Source organism: Streptomyces sp. bgisy130, from assembly GCF_057708345.1.
Map to the genome: position 1 here is coordinate 86,310 of NZ_JBYISA010000018.1, position 18,285 is coordinate 104,594.

Sequence of the window (18,285 nt, forward strand, 5' to 3'; positions counted from 1 at the left end):
CGAGAGGTCGTACGGCGTATTACGGCGTCAGCGGGCGCCTACCCGGGCCATCCGGCCGTGGCCGTGCCGCGACTGGACCGGCGCGCCGGCCGGGTCCGCCGTGGCCCGTGCCGCCGGCTGCCGGACCGGTCCCGCGGCGGCCGCCTGCTGCCGCCGGGGCTGTGCCGCGACACCGTTCTGCACATCCATGACAGCGTGTGCGACCAGCCCGCCCATGGGGTCGTGCCGGATCAGATCCCGGAGACGGGAGCGCGATGACCGCCCTTCGTTTCCTGGATACAGATGCTTGCCGAGGCCGACCGCATGGGCCAGCGCGGCGAGCGCCGCGGTCCGCGGGTCCGGGGGTACGCCGGTGCGGATCGCGTTGTCCAGCCGGGTCCTGATTTCCCGGCTGATGGCCGTCTCCGTCGCCTGGTAGCGCGTCGTCGGCAGCACCCCGCACATCTGTCCCGCCACGGCATGCACCATGCCGCACCGTTCGAGATGCGTGAGGTAGGTCTGGCGCAGCCCGAGTCGGGGCCCGCCGATCCAGTGGACCGCGCGCACCGGACTGCCGCGTCGGCGCAGCAGTTCGAGCGCGGAGTCCAGAGTTGGATCTCCTGTCGGCCGTGCCATCACCACGGCGATACGATCCCCGTCTGGGGCTATCCGTCCTGCCAGAGCCAGCTCTACTAGCTGTGCCCCGGCCAGGCCGAGGTCGAGCGACTGCGGCTGCGCTGTGGTGCCCGTGGTCGGGTCCAAAGCGAGCAGCAGAAGCTCCTCCGGAATTGTTCTGCGGCTCCTGCCCATCCATGCCTCCCCGCGTGGATGAATGACAGGGTGACCCCTCTCACATTCATCTGTCGAGAGTGCGTGGGGGGTTCGATATGGAACCGGTAGGTATGTCGTTCTCGTCTTGCACGTCGGCGACATCTTTCTGAGGGGTGCGGCATCTACCGGTACGCGTGGCGGCGAGATGGGGCCACGTGGACACAGGACACTTGGGAACACTGGGCCAGGCAGCAGTGGGACGTATGAAGGAGACATCGGTGGCGGGCGAGTCCCCCGACAAGTCGGACAAGAAGCAGTCGTCGGGGAAGACGGCGCGGAACGCACGTGATCCGCGGCTGTCGGCCTTCCGCGGGGAGCCGGACGAATCGGCGCAGGAATCGGATGCCGGGAAGCATCCGAAGCCTGCGGACGACGGGGCGGAGGCCGCGGCGGAGGCGAAGTCCGTGACGGAGGCGGAGGCCGGGGCCGATTCGGCGCCCGAGGACGCGCCTGAGGAGCCTCAGGAGGCCGCGGAGGACGGTGCGGGCGCCGAGGGTGGCGACGACCGTCTGCGCGCCGCTGTGGCCGCCTGGGTCGCGGGCAGCGGCGATGAGGGCGGCGATGAGGCCGGCGAGGGAGCCGAGGGCGCCGAGGCGGGTGAGGGTGGCGACGGCGATGCCGGTGCTGCTGCTGCGTCGGAGTCCGAGGTGAAGGCTGAGGCCGAGGCGGAGGCCGAGTCGGCCGCTGGGTCGGGTGAGGCCGAGGCCGAGGCCGAGGGGGCCGGGGCTGGTGCCGACGCGAAGCCGGAGGCGAAGGCTGGGGCGAAGGCGGAGGAGGACGGCGCGGGCGAGGGTGCTGAGGCGGGAGCTACGGCGAAGTCGGGGTCCGGGGCGAAGGCTGACGCCGACGCCGACGCCGATTCCCGAGCTGACGCCGACGCCGACGCTGACGTCGATGCCGAGACGGACACCGGCAGCGAGACGGACGCCGATGCCGCAGCCGAAGCCGATGCCGGTCGCGATGGCTCCAAGGCCGGTGCGAAGTCGCAGGCCGAGGCGAAGTCGCAGCCCAAGGGCAAGGGTGAGCCCCAGAGCGAGGGCGGCCCTGAGGGGAAGTCCGGGGCCGAGGGCGAGCCCGAGTCCGGGAACAAGTTCGACTCCGAGGGCAAGCCCGCATCGCCGTCCAAGGCCGCCGAGGTTGTCGATCAGCCGACCGCCGTGTTCAAGACCGTCGGGCCGCAGAAGGGCAAGCCCGGTGGGGCGGCCGGTGCGGCGAGTGAGGGTAACGGGGACGGCGCGGGCGGCGAAGCGGCTGAGGCCGAGGAGTCGGCGGTCGATGAGGCGACGCGGGTCTTTGCGTTTGCGAAGTCGAAGAAGGGTGCCGAGGCGGAGGCCGTCGATCAGGCGACCACCGCGTTCAAGATCTCCCCGCCCGCCAAGGGCAGCGACGCGGCCAAGAGCAAGGCCAAGGACAAGCCCGAGAGCAAGGGCAAGGCCGACGCCAAGGCTGACGTCGAGGCCAAGAACGAGGGCAAGAACGAGGCCAAGGCGGCGAAGGTCGCCGAGCGGGACTCGGAGCGGACCAGCCAGTTCGTGGCGCTGAAGTCGGCGGACGACGGCACGGCGGGCAAGTCGCTGGGCAAGACGGCGCCGAAGACCCCCGCCCGTACGCCCGACAAGGTCGCGGACAAGCCCGGGGAGAAGGCAGCCGACAAGCCCGCGGACAAGCCCGCGGACAAGACGGCCGACAAAACGGCCGACAAGACGGCCGACAAGCCCGAGGGCAAGGTCGCGGACAAGCCCGCCGGCAAGTCCGGTGCCAAGCCGGCCGGCAAGGCCACCGGCGCGCTGCCGGCCGCCGCGCCCGCGAAGTCCGCCAAGCCGGCCGCGGCGCCCAAGCCCGCGGACCGGCCGGGCGCCATGCCGTCCGCCACCACGGGTGCCACGGCCGCCCCGTCCGAGCTGCCCGAGGCCGAGCGCACCAAGCAGCAGCCGCTGCCGCCGCTCGACCTCCTGGCGCAGCTCACCAACACCCCGCCGCCGCCCGAGACCCCGCTGCGTTCGGTCGTCCGCCGGTTCAAGATCTGGACCCCGCTGGCGGTGCTGCTGCTGATCATCTTCGTGGTCGCCCAGGCGGTGCGCCCGCTGCCCGACCCCGAGCTCGCCGTCGGTGCGTCGACCGGGTTCACCTTTGAGGGCGGCAAGCTGTCGATTCCCTGGCCCAACCAGGGCCAGGCCGCCGTCAAGGTCGTCGGCGTCGGCACCATGGGCACGTCCGGCGAGGCCAAGCCCGTACCGACCGCGAGTGTCGCCAAGGCGATGACCGCTTATGTGATCCTGCGCGACCACCCGCTCAAGAAGGGCGAGAAGGGCAAGACGATCACGATCGACCCGCAGGCCGAGGCGGACTCGAAGAAGCGGGACGAGTCGCGCGTGACGCTCAAGGCGGGGCAGACGTTCACGCAGTATCAGATGCTCCAGATGCTGATGATCCCCTCCGGCAACAACGCCGCACGGCAGCTGGCGCGTTGGGATGCCGGGTCCGAGAAGGCGTTCGCGAAGAAGATGCAGGCCGCCGCCAAGGACCTGGGGATGACCAAGACGACCTACACCGACCCCAGTGGCCTGGACGCGTCGACCAAGAGCACCGCGGTCGACCAGCTCAAGCTCGCTGAAGAGGTCATGAAGAACGACGCGTTCCGCGAGGTCGTGCGCACCGAGAACGCCCAGATCCCGGGCCTGCCGGAGCGGATCTACAACAACAACTCGCTGCTCACGACGATGGCGGGCAAGGTGGCCGGCATCAAGACGGGTTCGAGCACGCCGGCCGGCGGGACGTTCATGTGGGCCGGCTACCGCACCGTCGGCGACAAGGACCAGCTGCTGATCGGTGTGACGATGGATCAGCACGTCAGCGGCCCGGACCCGAACGGCTCCAGCTCGCTCCCGCTGGCCCTGAACAACACCTCGAAGGTGATCACGGGTGCCCGTGACGCGCTGACCTCGGCCTCCGTGGTCAAGAAGGGCCAGGTCGTCGGCTACGTGGACGACGGGCTCGGCGGTGAGACGCCGGTCGTGGCGACCAAGAACCTGTCGGCGGTCGGCTGGGCCGGCATGAAGGCCAAGTTCTCCATGAGCGACGGCGGCAAGAGCATCCCCCACACGGCGAAGGCCGGCACCGTGGTGGGCGTGCTGACGGTCGGCGACGGCGAGAGTGCGCAGAAGGTGCCGGTGGCCCTGAAGCAGGACCTCGCCGAGCCGGGCTTCGGCGCGAAGCTGATCCGCATCACCTGAGCAGCGGGGCCGGGGGTCGGGGGCGCCGGGTTGGCTGGGGGAGCGTCCCCGGCCACCGGCCGCCCTCGGCCTTTCGGCCTTTCGGCCTTCTGGTCCTCTAGTCCTCTGGTCTTCGGGACCTTCCGTTCGTCTGTCCGTCTGTCTGTCCGTCCGTTTCGTACGTGACCGGAGCCCGTCATCGACGTAGCGCAAGCGCAGAAGACGTATGTGTCCGCCGTCGCCGCCCGCGGTATCTGGGTGGCGCAGGGCGCGGTGGTGCTGATGCCCGCGGGGCTGATGCTGTTCCTGGGGGCGTGGGGGATCCGCCGGCAGGACGCCATATGGCGGGACGAGGCGGTCACCTACGACATGGCGCACCGCGGGCTGGCCGACCTGTGGCACACGCTCCAGCACGTCGACGTCGTGCACGGCCTGTACTACGCGCTGATGCACCTCTGGTTCGCCGGCTACGACGCCACCCTCCGCGGCGCTTTCGGCGATGCGGTCGGTCTGCGGCTGCCGTCCGTAGTGGCGATGACGGCCGCTGCCGCCGGGGTCGCCCTACTGGGGCAGCGCCTGGTCGGCCGACGGGCGGGGCTGCTGGCGGGCCTCACCTTCGCGCTGATCCCGGTCGTCCAGCAGTACGCGCAGGAGGGCCGCTCGTACGCGATGGTCTGCGCGCTGGTCGTCTGGGCCACGTATGTGCTGGTGCCGGCCGCGACCCGCCCGCGCAGAGGACTGTGGGCCGGCTATACGGCGCTGATGCTGGCGGCCTGTCTGCTGCACGAGTTCGCGGTGCTGGCGCTGCCCGCGCACGGCGCCGCGGTGGTCCTGGCGCGGCTGCCCCGCCGCGTACTGCGCGCCTGGCTGCTCGCCTCCGCCACCGTCCTTGCCGGTCTGGCGCCGCTCGCGGTGTTCAGCACCCGGCAGTCGGCGCAGATCAGCTGGCTCCTGTGGCCGGACCCCCTCCAGCTGCTGACGTTCGCCGTGCTCGCCGTCCTCGGCATCGCCTGCGCCCGCGTCCGGAGCCGCTCCCGCGGCCCTATCGGGCTACGGGCCCTCGGCGTCCCGCTGCTGCTTCTGCCCACCCTCCTCCTGCTGCTGCTCTCCCATGTCGAGCCGGCGTACGTGGACCGCTATGTCCTCTACTACGTCGTCGGGTTCGCGCTGCTCGCGGGTGCCGCGCTGGCGCGGCTGCTGCGGCCGGCCGGTGAGCGGGGCCAGACCCGTGGCCGGCGCCTGCGGCGGGCGACCGCGGTGGCACTGCTCCTGGCGGCGCTGCTGCCGGTCAACGTCCATCTGCGCAGCCCGGACAGCCGGGTCGACGATGTCACCGCGGTCGCGCACGCCGTACGCGCGGTGGCCGAGCCCGGCGACGGGCTGCTGTTCATGCCGTCCCGGCGGCGGATCTGGCGGGCGACCCTGCCGCACGAGTTCCGCGGGCTGCACGATCTCGCGCTGGCCAAGAGCCCCTTGGCCTCGCACACCCTCTACGGCACCGAGCGCTCCGGCGATGTGATCCGTGAACGGATGCTGGCCGCCCGCCGGATCGTCGTCGCCGGTGACCCGGACGACCAGCCGGCCGACGACAGCGACCAGGAAATCGCCAAGCGGTCCACGCTGCGCGCCGCCTTCGAAATCTGCGGCAGCAGGGAGGTACGGGGCGCCCGGATCACGGTGTATGGGCGGCCGGGGGTGTGTGGTGGGGGAGGGAGTCGGTAGGGCGGCGGGGCTGGGGGTGGGGTGGGGCGAGCTGGGCTCGGTGATGGGGAGGTGGGTCGGGGGGCCGGGTACGCACGGGGCCGGGGGCCCGGGGCAGGGCCGCTGGTCCCCGCCGCGCCCCCCTGGTGATGGTTCGTCGGCTGGTCATTCCCGCCGGCCGTTCGCCGCTCGGTCACTCCCTGCCGACCGCTCCCCGTTACTCCCCTCCCTCCGGTGACTCCTCCTGCGCCGGCCGGAAGCTGCGGACCAGCTCGATGCGCCCGACGATGTGCCGGTTGAACTCCGCCAGCTCCTCAGCGGGGACCCACAGTTCGAGGATCGTCTCGCCGCCCGCCTGCCGCACCGGATAGCGCGCGGCGAAGTCCGCCTCGATCTCGAAGCGGGTGACATGGCCGACGCCGGAGGCCGGCACATTCCAGTCGCGGGCGATCCGTATCGCGTAGTCCTCGTTGAGCACGGGATAGAAGATCGGCTGGTCGGGCAGGCGCGGCGGCCAGGCGCGCCAGCCGGACGCCTCGACCAGGGCGAGCTCCTCGGGGCCGGTGGGGCGCCAGAGGGTGAGAGTGGCGGGCGCGGTCTCGCTCCGGCGCGGCGTCTCGATCATGCTCGTACGGTACGAGGCCGGGGACGGCGGGCGCTCGGTGATTTTGGGGCGTGGGGCCGCTGGGCGGTGGTGCAGGAGCCGAGGGGTGGGCACGGGCCGGGCGGCGGTGGGGGAGACGCCGGGACGGCCCGCGCGGTGTGCCGCGGTTTCGAGGGGCGGAGGGGGCGGACAAGCGGTGGCGCACGGTGGCTGTACGCCGGAGTGGTCATGACTCCGTCGTCCGCCGCGAGTCTTCGACGCCTACCGAAGGGACTCCGGCCTACGGTGCCCGTATGAGCACCTCCCCGGAGTACGCCACCTTCCACTTCCACGCGCTGCACCACGCCGATCAGCCGCTGCTGCTCCCCAACGCCTGGGACGTCATCTCGGCCGTCGCACTCGCCGGGGCCGGATACGCGGCAGTCGGCACCACGAGCCTGGGCGTCGCCGCGGCCCACGGCTACCCGGACGGGCGCGGGCTCGCCGAGGTCCGGGACGCCACGGTCGCGCTCGTGCTGCGGCTCAATGGTCGGCTGACCTGCCCCTACACGGTCGACGTGGAGGGCGGCTTCGGCGGCGATGCAGGCCAAGTGGGGGACCTGGCGGCTGAGTTGGCGGAGGCGGGGGCGGCCGGGCTGAACCTGGAGGACGGGCTGCCCGGTGGCGAGGGGCTGAAGGATCCGGTGCAGCAGGCCGAATTGATCAGCGCGGTGAAGGAACGGGCACCGGGCCTGTACCTCAACGCCCGGGTCGACACCCACTGGCTGGCGGACAGTCCGCCGCCCCTCTCGGTCACGCTCTCGCGCGCCGAGACGTATCTGGCCGCGGGCGCGGACGGCGTCTTCGTGCCGGGCGTCGTCGCCGACGAGGAGATCTCGACCCTGGTCGCCGAGATCCCCGCCCCGCTGAACATCCTCTTCGCGCCCGGCCGGCACACCGTCAGCCGTCTGGCGGAGCTCGGCGTACGCCGCATCAGCACCGGCTCCCTGCTCTTCCGGACCGCCCTCCAGGCCACTCTCACGGCAGCGGACGCCATCCGCACGGGCCGGCAGCCAACGGAAGCGGCCGGGGCGGGCGGCGAGGTCCTGGACTACGCGGAGGTCCAGCGGCTGGTGGGGGAGGAGGAGTAGGGGCGCGAGGGCGCCGCCGCCGGGCTCGCGGTGGGGCCGGGCTCGTTGTCGGCCGGGCTCGTTCGCGGGAACCGTCGGGCCGCGTGGCCTTTTGGCCGGCGTACGGCTCAGACCTGCTGGCCGCGGCTTCCGTGCCGCCGACGGTAGACGGTGAGGGCTGTGGCGGCCACGCCCAGCGCACCGGCGCCACCGATCAGGCCCGCCTTGGGCAGCTGGCCGGCCTTCTCCGCCAGTCCGGCCAGCCCGCTGTCGGGCAGCATGATCGAGGTCCGGCTCTCCGAGGGAGCGCTGGGCTCGGCGGCGAACGCGGCGCCCGTGGGGAGCAGCAGCACGGCCAGTGCCCCGGTCGCGACGGTGGCGGTACGGATCACGGAGCGGCGCTGGGCCCGCATGGGTACTCCTCGTCGTGGGCGGCTCGGACCGCCGTAGGGATGCGATAAAGAACGCGATGAGAGTCAGCACGCTACGGAGCGTCCTTAACGGCGATCCTTCCGTTGTGTAACAGTCACCAAGAGCTCTGGGATCGGTCGTGTGAAGGAACGCCCGCACAGGCCGGGCCAAATCCACCGAATTCCCCCTCCGGTCGCACCTCATGGCCCGGGCCCATCACGGAGCTCAGCCGTCGCCGTTCATCAGCCGGCCACCTTCATCAGCTCACCGAGCGGAGCCGCCCGCCCTCACGGGCCGAGCCGAGCTGCCCGCCTTCACCGGGCCGAGCCGAGCTGCCCGCCCTGGCGGGGCCGAGCGGAGCCGCCCGCCCTCACAGGGCCGGCGCCAGCCGTCCGCCCCACCGCGCCCAGCCGGCCGGCCGGGCCCATTCGACGCACCCGCCCATCCCCCCACCGCTTCGACGCCCTCCGGCTCACTCACCAATCGATGTCATCCGGCGGCTCCGGCAGATCCTCGTCCTCGGGCTCCGGTCCGGCGTGATGCGCCTCGGCCGCCCCAGCCGCCCCAGCCGCCCCAGCCGCCCCAGCCGCCCTCGCGGCACCGGCACCGGCGCCCGCACCGGCACCGGCGCCCACCGGGGTCTCCCGCCCGGCCAGCTCATCCAGGATCTGCTGGCCGTACTTCGCGAGCTTGTTCTCGCCGACCCCGCTGACCGTGCCCAGCTCGGCCATCGTCGTCGGCCCGAGCGTGGCGATCTCCCGCAGCGTCGCATCGTGGAAGATCACATACGCGGGCACGCCCTGTTCCTTGGCCGTACGGCCCCGCCAGCCGCGCAGCGCCTCGAAGACCGGCAGCGCCGCTTCCGGCAGGTCCGCCGGCACCGCGCGCTTGCCCTTCGCCTTCGTCCTGGCCGGCCGCGCCGCCTTCTCCGGCTCCCGCCGCATCGGCACCTCGCGCCGGCCGCCCAGCACCTCGCCGCTCGCTTCCGTGAGCACCAGCGTGCCGTAATCACCCTCGACGGCGAGCAGCCCCTGCGCCAGCAACTGCCGTACGACACCCCGCCATTCGGCCTCCCGGAGGTCAGCGCCCACGCCGAAGACGCTCAGCCCGTCGTGATCGAACTGGATGACCTTGGCGGTCTTCTTCCCCATCAGAATGTCGATGATCTGTCCCGCGCCGAACTTCTGCCCGCGCTCACGCTGGAGACGTACGACCGTGGACAGCAGCTTCTGCGCGGGCACAGTGCCGTCCCAGGTCTGCGGGGGTGCCAGGCACGTATCGCAGTTGCCGCACGCGCTGCTCTCCTGCCCGAAATAGGCCAGCAGCCGCACCCGCCGGCACTGCACCGTCTCGCACAGCGCCAGCATCGCGTCGAGATGGGCCGACAGCCGCCGCCGGTGCGCCTCGTCGCCCTCCGACCCGTCGATCATCTTCCGCTGCTGCACCACATCCTGGAGCCCATACGCCAGCCAGGCCGTCGACGGCTGTCCGTCCCGCCCGGCGCGGCCCGTCTCCTGGTAGTAGCCCTCCACGGACTTCGGCAGATCCAGGTGGGCCACGAACCGGACATCCGGCTTGTCGATGCCCATCCCGAACGCGATCGTGGCGACCACGACCAGCCCGTCTTCTCGCAGAAATCGGCCCTGGTGCTCGGCACGCGTCCGCGAATCGAGCCCCGCGTGATACGGCACCGCCGCGATGCCGTTGTCCACCAGGAACTGCGCGGTCTTCTCCACCGAGGCCCGCGAGAGGCAGTAGATGATCCCGGCGTCTCCGGCGTGCTCGTTGCGCAGCAGCTCCAGCAGCTGCTTCTTCGGTTCGCTCTTCGACGCGATCCGGTACTGGATGTTCGGCCGGTCGAAGCTCGCCACGAAATGCCGGGCGTCCGCCATCCGCAGCCGTGAGGTGATCTCGGTATGCGTGGCGTCGGTCGCGGTGGCGGTCAGCGCGATCCGCGGTACCTCGGGCCACCGCTCGTGCAGCATCGACAGCGCCAGATAGTCCGGCCGGAAGTCATGGCCCCACTGGGCGACACAGTGCGCCTCGTCGATCGCGAAGAGGGAGATCTTCCCGCGGTCGAGCAGATTCAGCGTCTGCTCGACCCGCAGCCGCTCCGGCGCCAGATACAGCAGATCCAGCTCTCCGGCCAGGAACTCGGCCTCGACGAGCCGACGCTCCTCCAGATCCTGCGTCGAATTCAGGAACCCGGCCCGCACACCGAGCGCCCGCAAGGCGTCGACCTGGTCCTGCATCAACGCGATCAGCGGTGAGATCACCACCCCCACACCGCTTCTGACCAGCGAGGGAATCTGATAACAGAGCGACTTGCCGCCACCGGTCGGCATCAGGACGACCGCGTCCCCGCCCCCTATGACGTGCTCGATGATCTCCTGCTGGCTGCCGCGGAACGCGTCATAGCCGAACACCCGGCGCAGCACCTGCACCGCCTCGCTTGCGTCCGAAGCGCCTTCCACATCCATGTCCACGACCACTTCCACGTCCGCCAGAGCCATTCCGAAAGCCTACGAGCTCCGCGGGGGTCCCCGTCGACCCTGTGGATAACTCACGCCATCCGAAACCGCCGGTCCGTCCCCCGGCGCCGACGCCCGTACGCCACCGCCACCCACCCCAGAAGCGGGCCCCAGGCCATCAGCGGCAGACAGGAGACGGTCATCACCCAGGCCGCCACGCCCCACCGCGGGCGTCGTCATCGGGAGCCGGCCACGTCGGCCTGCTTCCCCCACCCCGTCGGCAGCGGCGGCAGCTCCGCATGCGTGACCTTGAAGCCGCCCTTCGTCACCGCAGCGAACGGAGCCGGTGCCATACAGGTGCCGACATGGGGAAAGACGGCCTTGCCATCGACGACGTCGACGTTCGACACCGCCCAGGAGAAGCCGAACCGCCCCCTGCTGGGCCCACCGCCCTTGACGCTGAAGCCCAGCCGCTCCCCGATCTCGTCGGGGTCCTCGGACTTGGTCACCACGGCGCTGAGCGTCGCGGTGTCGCCCCCGGTGACCAGGCAGTCCACCGCGGCCTCCGCACGTCGGCCCTGCTTCTTCCCGGGCGACCAGTGGGAGATCGTGACCGTGCCCCGTGCGTCGGTGGGCATCCCCCGAGGCAGCCCCTCGACGGGCCGGCTGAACGGGGCAGCCTTCGCATCGACGGAGAAGCGGATGTCGTCGTGCGGCGAGTAGGCGTAGAAGACGCGCGCCTGACCACTCACCCGGGCGAGCCCGCCCGGCGCCTTCGAGACGGCAGCGGCACCCGAGGGAGCGGCGGACGCGGCGGGCGTGATCCCCGTCAGCCCGAAGAGCACGGCCACGGCGGCACCGGCTCCCACTACGGCCCTACGACGCCGAGAAGCGGCGAACCCGGCACCGGCGAGGCGCGACGAACGGCCGGAAGAAGGAATGCGAACGAAAGGAGGAATGTGAACGGAGGAAGGAATGCCGGGCACGATGAACTCCCTGAATACGCAGCAGCCTTGACGGCTACCGCCCTGTCGATGACACCTCCCATCTGACGCCGGGCCGCACGCCCCCGACCATCTGCCGATCAGCGGATCCCGGGCGCCGAAGCGGCCGTCATCTCTGCCGTTCGTCAGAGGGAGCGCCCAGAACACCGCTCGTAGGATCGACGGCGCCAGGGCGATGCACGTCGTGGCGGCAGGCGGCAGGCGGCAGGCGGCAGGCGGCAGGCGGTTGGCGGTTGGCGGTCATGGCGGTCCAAGTCCGTACAGCAATATGGGGGCGACGATCCCCGCGGCAGGCGACATGGGGGTGCCTGTATGAGGCGTCACGTGGGGACGGGCACGGGCACGTGCCTAACGGGCTGCGCAGCCCTGACCGCCCTCCCCCTCGCGTACCGCACCTGGCCGGCCATCCCCTACGGAGCCGTCCCGGCCCTCGCCTCCGCCGCCCTGCTCCTCTGGGTCGCCGTCCGCTGGCCGCGCTCGCGTGACCGCCTCGCCGGCCCGCTGGCGCTCGTCGGAGGCCTCTCGCTGATCACCACAGCGGCCTCCGACCCTCCATCGGAGCCCTGGGGGCCCGTATGGCGGCTGGCCGAAATGGCGATGCTGCTGATGCTCCTTGCCGTAGTGGCGCGTTGGGCGCCGCTCCGGCAGGCGGTGATCGCGGCTGTGGTGGCAGGTGTGGCCGTCGCGACGTGGACGCTGCCCCTGATGCCGGAGCCGTCCGTATTGCCGCTGGCCGGTGCCGCTGCCTTCTGGACGCTGCCGGTGCTGGGCGCGGCCGTCGTGGGCGGCTATCCACGTCTGGTGGAAATTCGGCGGCGCCGGCTGGTGGTCGAGACGCGGCGTTCACAGCAGCTCGAACTCGCCCAAGATCTCCATGACTTCGTCGCCCACGACATCAGCGGAATCGTCGCCCAGGCACAGGCCGCCCGCTTCGTGGCCGCATCCGACCCGGGCCAGGCCCTGCCGGCGCTGGAACGCATCGAACGAGCGGGCCTGAACGCCCTGGCGTCCATGGACCGCACCGTCCGCATGCTCCACGAGGCACACGGCGACACCCTCACCCGCCGGGACACCCCCACACACGCCGCCCCACCACCCCAGCAGGCATCCACACTCCCTGCCCCGCCCCCGGTTTCCGCGCCGCCCCCCGAACCCCTACCAGGCGTCGACCAACTCCCCACCCTCATCGCACGCTTCACCGCCGCAGGAGCCACCGAGGCCCGGCTCACCATGCCGCCCGCCACCCCCGAAACCCTCTCCCGCGCAACCAGCTCCACGGCCTACCGGATGGTCGTGGAAGCCCTCACCAACGTCCGCCGCCACGCCCCTGGAGCGGCCCGCGTCGACGTAACCCTCACCCCAGCCATCGGCAACCTCATCGCCCACCCCGTAGTACCCACCCTCGAGATCGAGGTCATCAACGACGCCGGTACCGCCACCGCCACCGCCTTCTCCGCTCTCCGCCATCGACGCGGGCGCGCCGGCCACGGCGGTCGCGGCCTGACCTCCCTGCGCGCACGCGTCCAGGCGACCGGCGGCACCCTCACCTACGGCCCGCACAAAGGCGGTTGGCAGATACGGGCCGTACTCCCGCAGACCCACCCGCTCCCCCCGGAGGCGACATGAGCGGCACCCCCACCCGCATCCTCCTGGCCGACGACCAGGACGACGTCCGCAGCGGCTTCCGGCTCGTCCTCGACTCGCAGCCGGACATGACCGTCATCGGCGAGGCCGCGGACGGCGCCACCGCCCTCGAACTGGCCCGCCACCTCCGGCCGGACGTCGTCCTGGCGGACATCCGCATGCCCCGCCTCGACGGCCTGGAACTCACCCGCCTGCTCGCCGGACCCGAGTCCACCCGGCCGACCAGGGTGGTCGTCGTCACCACCTTCGACCTCGACGACTATGTCCACACCGCCCTGCACAACGGCGCCTGCGGCTTCCTGCTCAAACGCTCCGGCCCGGCCCTGCTGATCGAGGGCGTCCGCGCAGCCATGGCGGGCGACGCCCTGATCAGCCCGCAGATCACCGTACGACTCCTCCGCCGGCTCTCCCCGCCGATGCCCTCGCACCCCTACCCCGGCCCAGGCCCTGACGCCCTCACAGACCGCGAACGCGACATCGCCCGCCTGGTGGCCCGAGGCTTCACCAACCAGGAAATCGCCACCGAACTCGTCATCTCACCAGGCACCGCAAAGACCCACCTGGCCAACATCCAGGCCAAGCTGAAACTCCGCAACCGCGTCGAAATCGCCGCCTGGTCCTGGCGAACCGGCCTCACCTCACCGGCCTCTTAGCCCTCCCCCCCCGCCCCCGGCAGGCGCCTGCTCAGAGGATGCCCCAGGTAACCTGATCGTACACATGTTCGAAGCAAGGTGAGGGAGTTCCGATGCCCATGGATTCGTGTGGTGATCGCCGATGACGTCGACCGAGATCTGCTTCCTGGATGCCACCGATCTGGCCGCTCGGATCCGGACGCGGGAGCTGTCCCCGCTGGAGGTCGTCCAGGCGCACCTCGACCGGATCGAGGAGATCAACCCGAAGCTCAACGCCGTCGTGACGGTGACCGCCGAACAGGCCCTCGATGCGGCGAAGGCCGCAGAGAAGGCGGTCTTGCACGACGGGCCACTGGGACCGCTGCACGGCGTCCCGTTCACCATCAAGGACTCACTCGATTCGGCGGGCGTCCGGACCATGCGTGGCTCGCGCCTGTTTGCCGACCATGTCCCGGACCGGGACGCCACCACGGTGGCCCGCTTCCGGGCGGCCGGCGCGATCCTGATCGGGAAGACCAACCTGCCGGAGTTCTCCTACTGGACGGAGAGCGACAACCTCGTCTCCGGCCGCTCCCTCAACCCCTGGGACCCGGAGCGCACCCCCGGTGGGTCGAGCGGTGGCGAGTCTGCGGCCATCGCGGCGGGACTGTCGCCGATCGGCCTCGGCAGCGACGTCGCGATCTCGATGCGCGGACCGGCCCACTACACCGGCATCGTCGCGCTCAAAGCCACCCACGGCCGGATCCCCTTCACCGGCCACTGGCCGGACATCCTGCGCCGCTACTGGCACGTGGGCCCGATGGCTCGCAGCGTCCGGGACATCGAAGCGGCCTACGCGGTACTCGCCGGCCCCGACGGCCAGGACGGCTACGCCGTGGGCGCCCCGGCCGCCGCCGGCCCCATGGAGGCGCCGGTCTCGCGGGAGGGCCTACGGGTCGGCTGGCTCGTACGGCCCGGCTTCGGCCCGGTGGACCCCGCGGTGGCGGCGACGGTGACCGCCGCCGCGGAAGCGCTCGCTGACGCCGGCTGCAACGTGGAGGAAGCGCGCGTGCCGGCGCTGGAAGTCCACGACAGCATGCAACTGAGCGCCACTCTCTTCGTGCCGGAGATCCTGCCGTACTTCAAGGAGCACACGGCGGGCCGGGAGGACGAGCTGCACGCGGTGCTCACACACACCCTGTCGCTGCCCGACGTCCCGCTCGGCGAGTACGTGACCGCGCAACGCACCGTCGAAGAACTCAAGTCGGCGTTCTCGGCCTACTTCGCACGCTACGACGCCCTGTTGTGCCCCGTAGTGACCATGGCCGCGCCCCCACACGGCCAGGCCGAGTACGTCGTCGACGGGGTGACGGTGCCCGCCTGGAACGTCATGCGCGCCACCGTCCCGTTCAACCTGACCGGCCTGCCGGCACTCTCCGTACCCTTCGGCACAAGCCCCCACGGACTGCCGATCGGCGTCCAACTGGTGACGAAGTGGCACGCCGAGGACGCTCTGCTCCGCCTCGGCACCCTTCTGGAGTCCGCAAGCCCGGTCCGCGAACGACACCCGGCACTGTGAACGCCGCGCCGGCTGGTCAGCTGGGCAGTAGGGCAAGGGCGGTTGACGGGGCTTCAGGGGCGGTTGTCCGGCCGCCGTCTGGTCGGCAGCCCATGGACCGGCTGCTCAAGAGGCGCCCCGGTCGTGAGTGACCGCCGCCGCTGAGGCCAGATCTGGATGCCAGAAGGGCACCACCTACGAAAATCCGTAGATGGTGCCCTTCTGCGCCGGTGCCCCCGGCAGGATTCGAACCTGCGACACCCGCTTTAGGAGAGCGGTGCTCTATCCCCTGAGCTACGGAGGCATGGGTGGGACCCCATGGGACCCCTGACAGGGTAGCTGATGCGTTCGCCGGAGATTGCTTGTGTGGGGGATAGGCGTGGCCCCGGGGGTGGGGCTGTGCGAGCGGGGATGGCCGTGGTTGGGGGAGGGGCGCCGCCGTTGGGGTCAGCCGCCGATGTGCCAGCTGAGTGTGCCGTCCGTGGTGGTGAGGAGGGCGAGGATGAGGAGGTCGGTGGCGCCGAGGGTGAGGCCCAGGAGGGCGCGGCCGCGGCGGGTGGTGCCGCGGGCCAGAGCCAGGGTGCCGAGGACCAGGGCGCAGGGGCCGAGGAGGAGGTTGAGGACCAGGGTGCCGAGCAGGCCGAGGATGAAGGAGGCCACGGCCATGCCGTCCGCGTGGCGGCGGAGGCGGGAGGTGGCTGGGTCGGCGGGCTGGGCCCCATCGGCGTGCTGGGCCGACTGGGCCCCCTCGGCCCCCTCGGCGTGCTGGGTCGGCTGGACCCCCTCGCCCGGCTGGGCCGCCTCGGCGGGCTGGGCCGGAGTTGGTCGGATGGCTTCGCTGAGCGTGGTCATCGGGAGGTCACCTCGTCGTTGTGGCGGCGTTCGCGGAGGAAGAAGACGAGCAGCCAGCCGGCGATGACGGCGGCCGCGACGAGGGTGACCGGGACGGGGAGGTGTGCCGCGGTGCCCAGCAGGATCCCCATCAGGAGGAGGGCTGCGACGAGGAAGAGCATGATCTTCCTTTCCGATTCCAGAGGACAGTTGTTCACTCAGTTCCTTCAGTCTACGACCGCCGCCGGGTGGAGTAGTTCGGAGAACGGTTGTTTACTGGATGACATGAGTCACAGTCTTGGAGTCCGGCAGGCCCAGAAGCAGAAGACCCGTCAGGCGTTGCTCGACGCGGCGCTCGGGCTGCTGGAGGAGCAGAGCCTGAGCAGCCTGGGATTGCGGGAGGTCACGCGGGTGGTGGGGGTCGCCCCGACCGCGTTCTACCGGCACTTCCGGGACATGGGCGAGCTGGGTGTCGCCCTGGTCGAGGAGGCGCTGGGGAGTCTGCATGTGATGGTGCGGGCGATCCTCGCCGAGCAGGACGGGGCCGAGGAGCGGATCGACCGTACGGTCGCGGTCGTACAGCAGCATGTGCGCCACCATCCGCTGCACATCCGGTTCGTGGCGCGTGAGCGGCACGGCGGGGTGCGGGATGTGCGGCTGGCCATCGCGGGGGAGCTGGACCGGTTCGCGGAGGAGGTCGCGGCGGCGCTCAAGTCCCAGCCGGTGTCGGAGGGCTGGCGCGATGACGATGTGCGGATGCTGGCCGAGCTGTATGTGGACCGCTTGGTGACGACGGCCGCGGCGCTGCTCGATGCCGAGGCGGACGGTGCGGAGGGGGCGGCCGAGCAGGTCGTACGGGTGGCACGGCGTCAGCTGCGGCTGATCAGCGTCGGACGGCGGCACTGGCTGGCGGAGGGGAGGGGGAAGGGGGAGGGAGAGGGGACGGGGGAGTGAGGCGGGGGTTTTCGGACACGCCCTAGGCGCGTGCCGGGGTTACGCGTACGCGGTAGGTGCCGTCCGGGTTTTCCGTCAGGACCGTGATGGCTGCGCCGGTGGTGCGGTCGGTGTAGGTGTCGCCGGGGCGGAAGGTGGCGTCGGTCAGTTCCGGGTCGACGTATTTGTTGTCGCGGTAGCAGCCGCCGCTGTGCGGGGTGGCGTCCACGATGCGGAGGGGGCCGCGGCCCGAGGGCACGTGGGTGGCGACGCGGTAGATGAGAATGCCGGGGCGGCAGACCGTCGGGTCCAATAGGCCGCGGGTGCGGGCCTCGGCCACCAGGGCGGTGTGCGGGGAGGTCGGGATGACGACGATCTTTGTGCCGCCGCGGGCGGAGACCGGGGTGAGGGTGTGCTCGCCGGGTGTGCCGCGGCGGGGGACGCAGTGCACCTGACCGGCGGAGAGCCAGCCGAGTTTCCACTTGTGCCAGCCGACGAAGTCATTGCTCGGCCCCCAGTCCTCGTCCATCGGGTCCCAGTGCCCTGCCGGGGGCGGGGCGTCGCGGCCGTCCGTGAAGTAGAGGTCGGGCAGGCCGAAGCTGTGGGCGTTCTCGTGGTTGAGGACGCGGAAGGCGCTCTTCCCCGTTTGCCGGCTCCAGATGAACGACGCGTTCCGGAACGGCACCCCGTCGGCGGTCCGCAGCCCCATGTCGCCACCGCTGAAGGTCACCGAAAGGACCGTACGGGTGGCGGGCGGCCCCGCGTTGGGGGTGGCGATGATGTTGATGACGTCGTAGTCGCGGAAGTCGACGAGGGGGTCGACGGCGCGTACGACTTCCCGGGAGAGGGCGTGGTAGCCGCCGTCCGAGGCCGGGTCGAAGCCGGCGCCGCGCTGGATACCGTACGCCGCGAGCGGCCGGGACATCCGGATCCACCGGAGCAGGGGCCTGGGGCGGTACGTCAGCCTGCCGTACGAGCTGGTGCGGAAGTAGTCCGTCGCGGCCGGGAAGAACTCGGCGAAGCGGTCGCCGGGGGACATCGTGGCGTGGGCGTCCGGGAAGTCGATGAAGAGGGTGAGCGCCTCCACGGTGCCGGACGAGCGGGAGAAGCCGGCGGGGGTCTCGGCGGATTCGGCGACGTCGTCGCTGATGCCGCGCAGCGCACACGGGCCGCTCGGCGGGGCGCCGGGCGCCGAGGGTATGGCCACGGCGCTGGGCGGTGAACCCAGGGCTATCGCCGCGGCTGCGGTGGCCGCGCCTGCGGCCAGGACCGCGGAGACCTTGTGCTTCATATCGATCACCTTGGGTCGGCGGGTGATCGCTCGCGCGCGGGATTACGTCAACTGGAGTCATGGCGGGGTGGGGTGGAGTGGGGGCGAGTGAGGCG

15 protein-coding genes and 1 tRNA gene are annotated in these 18,285 nt (G+C 71.5%); 7 read left to right on the forward strand and 9 right to left on the reverse strand.

Features of this window, described 5'->3' with window-relative positions:
- Positions 1-27: 27 nt before the first annotated feature.
- Positions 28-789, reverse strand: a complete 762-nt coding sequence (locus tag AC3EUV_RS22845; protein ID WP_435603752.1) for a GOLPH3/VPS74 family protein — start codon at positions 787-789, stop codon at positions 28-30.
- Between the two features lie 224 nt (positions 790-1,013).
- Here AC3EUV_RS22845 and AC3EUV_RS22850 point away from each other — a divergent pair, with 224 nt between their 5' ends.
- Together AC3EUV_RS22850 and AC3EUV_RS22855 are read left to right on the forward strand one after the other, a co-directional pair.
- A complete protein-coding gene (locus tag AC3EUV_RS22850) occupies positions 1,014-4,043 on the forward strand; it encodes a D-alanyl-D-alanine carboxypeptidase (protein ID WP_435603753.1) in 3,030 nt (1,009 codons plus the stop codon).
- Positions 4,044-4,250: 207 nt separating this feature from the next.
- Positions 4,251-5,744 carry a glycosyltransferase family 39 protein gene (locus tag AC3EUV_RS22855; protein ID WP_432143058.1) on the forward strand — a complete coding sequence of 498 codons (1,494 nt, stop codon included), beginning with the start codon at positions 4,251-4,253 and terminating at the stop codon, positions 5,742-5,744.
- 196 nt (positions 5,745-5,940) lie between these two features.
- On the opposite strand, the gene AC3EUV_RS22860 is transcribed toward AC3EUV_RS22855, so the two are convergent.
- A complete protein-coding gene (locus AC3EUV_RS22860) occupies positions 5,941-6,348 on the reverse strand; it encodes an ADP-ribosylation/crystallin J1 (protein ID WP_432143059.1) in 408 nt (135 codons plus the stop codon).
- A 272-nt stretch (positions 6,349-6,620) separates the two neighbouring features.
- Here AC3EUV_RS22860 and AC3EUV_RS22865 point away from each other — a divergent pair, with 272 nt between their 5' ends.
- Positions 6,621-7,457: an isocitrate lyase/PEP mutase family protein gene (locus AC3EUV_RS22865; protein ID WP_432143060.1), complete on the forward strand. Its 837-nt coding sequence runs from the start codon at positions 6,621-6,623 to the stop codon at positions 7,455-7,457.
- Between the two features lie 107 nt (positions 7,458-7,564).
- On the opposite strand, the gene AC3EUV_RS22870 is transcribed toward AC3EUV_RS22865, so the two are convergent.
- The 3 genes from AC3EUV_RS22870 to AC3EUV_RS22880 form a co-directional block, all read right to left on the reverse strand.
- Positions 7,565-7,849 carry a hypothetical protein gene (locus tag AC3EUV_RS22870; protein WP_432143061.1) on the reverse strand — a complete coding sequence of 95 codons (285 nt, stop codon included), beginning with the start codon at positions 7,847-7,849 and terminating at the stop codon, positions 7,565-7,567.
- A 474-nt stretch (positions 7,850-8,323) separates the two neighbouring features.
- Positions 8,324-10,360, reverse strand: coding sequence for a DNA helicase RecQ (gene recQ / locus AC3EUV_RS22875; RefSeq protein WP_435603754.1), 2,037 nt, complete (start codon positions 10,358-10,360; stop codon positions 8,324-8,326).
- Positions 10,361-10,554: 194 nt separating this feature from the next.
- Positions 10,555-11,169: a hypothetical protein gene (locus tag AC3EUV_RS22880; protein ID WP_435603755.1), complete on the reverse strand. Its 615-nt coding sequence runs from the start codon at positions 11,167-11,169 to the stop codon at positions 10,555-10,557.
- A gap of 465 nt (positions 11,170-11,634) precedes the next feature.
- Here AC3EUV_RS22880 and AC3EUV_RS22885 point away from each other — a divergent pair, with 465 nt between their 5' ends.
- The 3 genes from AC3EUV_RS22885 (at position 11,635) to AC3EUV_RS22895 (ending at position 15,156) form a co-directional block, all read left to right on the forward strand.
- Positions 11,635-12,948, forward strand: coding sequence for a sensor histidine kinase (locus AC3EUV_RS22885; protein WP_435603756.1), 1,314 nt, complete (start codon positions 11,635-11,637; stop codon positions 12,946-12,948).
- Entirely contained in the window at positions 12,945-13,619 is a 675-nt protein-coding gene (locus tag AC3EUV_RS22890) for a response regulator (RefSeq protein ID WP_432143065.1), read from the forward strand. The genes AC3EUV_RS22885 and AC3EUV_RS22890 overlap by 4 nt, the downstream gene beginning before the upstream one ends.
- Positions 13,620-13,740: 121 nt before the next feature.
- The gene (locus AC3EUV_RS22895; RefSeq protein ID WP_435603757.1) at positions 13,741-15,156 is read left to right on the forward strand and encodes an amidase; all 1,416 of its coding nucleotides are present in this window, start codon (positions 13,741-13,743) and stop codon (positions 15,154-15,156) included.
- 210 nt (positions 15,157-15,366) lie between these two features.
- Here AC3EUV_RS22895 and AC3EUV_RS22900 read toward each other — a convergent pair.
- From AC3EUV_RS22900 to AC3EUV_RS22910, 3 genes are all read right to left on the reverse strand, one after another.
- A tRNA-Arg gene (locus tag AC3EUV_RS22900) sits at positions 15,367-15,439 on the reverse strand.
- A 143-nt stretch (positions 15,440-15,582) separates the two neighbouring features.
- Positions 15,583-15,987 (reverse strand): hypothetical protein, encoded by a 405-nt coding sequence (locus AC3EUV_RS22905; protein WP_432143067.1) that lies wholly within the window; start codon positions 15,985-15,987, stop codon positions 15,583-15,585.
- Positions 15,984-16,184: a hypothetical protein gene (locus AC3EUV_RS22910; RefSeq protein WP_423612289.1), complete on the reverse strand. Its 201-nt coding sequence runs from the start codon at positions 16,182-16,184 to the stop codon at positions 15,984-15,986. Before AC3EUV_RS22910 ends, AC3EUV_RS22905 begins: the two co-directional genes overlap by 4 nt.
- 67 nt (positions 16,185-16,251) lie before the next feature.
- Between AC3EUV_RS22910 and AC3EUV_RS22915 the strand changes: the two genes are divergently transcribed.
- Positions 16,252-16,920 (forward strand): TetR family transcriptional regulator, encoded by a 669-nt coding sequence (locus tag AC3EUV_RS22915; RefSeq protein WP_432143068.1) that lies wholly within the window; start codon positions 16,252-16,254, stop codon positions 16,918-16,920.
- A 22-nt stretch (positions 16,921-16,942) separates the two neighbouring features.
- On the opposite strand, the gene AC3EUV_RS22920 is transcribed toward AC3EUV_RS22915, so the two are convergent.
- Positions 16,943-18,190 carry a M6 family metalloprotease domain-containing protein gene (locus tag AC3EUV_RS22920; RefSeq protein ID WP_432143069.1) on the reverse strand — a complete coding sequence of 416 codons (1,248 nt, stop codon included), beginning with the start codon at positions 18,188-18,190 and terminating at the stop codon, positions 16,943-16,945.
- Between the last annotated feature and the right edge of the window lie 95 nt (positions 18,191-18,285).

What these genes read in the sequence shown, in the direction of transcription:
- AC3EUV_RS22845 (WP_435603752.1), bottom strand. Translation starts at nt 789, where the DNA reads ATGGGCAGGAGCCGCAGAACAATTCCGGAGGAGCTTCTGCTGCTCGCT.
- AC3EUV_RS22850 (WP_435603753.1), top strand. Translation starts at nt 1,014, where the DNA reads ATGAAGGAGACATCGGTGGCGGGCGAGTCCCCCGACAAGTCGGACAAG.
- AC3EUV_RS22860 (WP_432143059.1), bottom strand. Translation starts at nt 6,348, where the DNA reads ATGATCGAGACGCCGCGCCGGAGCGAGACCGCGCCCGCCACTCTCACC.
- AC3EUV_RS22865 (WP_432143060.1), top strand. Translation starts at nt 6,621, where the DNA reads ATGAGCACCTCCCCGGAGTACGCCACCTTCCACTTCCACGCGCTGCAC.
- AC3EUV_RS22870 (WP_432143061.1), bottom strand. Translation starts at nt 7,849, where the DNA reads ATGCGGGCCCAGCGCCGCTCCGTGATCCGTACCGCCACCGTCGCGACC.
- recQ (WP_435603754.1), bottom strand. Translation starts at nt 10,360, where the DNA reads ATGGCTCTGGCGGACGTGGAAGTGGTCGTGGACATGGATGTGGAAGGC.
- AC3EUV_RS22885 (WP_435603756.1), top strand. Translation starts at nt 11,635, where the DNA reads ATGAGGCGTCACGTGGGGACGGGCACGGGCACGTGCCTAACGGGCTGC.
- AC3EUV_RS22890 (WP_432143065.1), top strand. Translation starts at nt 12,945, where the DNA reads ATGAGCGGCACCCCCACCCGCATCCTCCTGGCCGACGACCAGGACGAC.
- AC3EUV_RS22895 (WP_435603757.1), top strand. Translation starts at nt 13,741, where the DNA reads ATGACGTCGACCGAGATCTGCTTCCTGGATGCCACCGATCTGGCCGCT.
- AC3EUV_RS22905 (WP_432143067.1), bottom strand. Translation starts at nt 15,987, where the DNA reads ATGACCACGCTCAGCGAAGCCATCCGACCAACTCCGGCCCAGCCCGCC.
- AC3EUV_RS22915 (WP_432143068.1), top strand. Translation starts at nt 16,252, where the DNA reads ATGAGTCACAGTCTTGGAGTCCGGCAGGCCCAGAAGCAGAAGACCCGT.
- AC3EUV_RS22920 (WP_432143069.1), bottom strand. Translation starts at nt 18,190, where the DNA reads ATGAAGCACAAGGTCTCCGCGGTCCTGGCCGCAGGCGCGGCCACCGCA.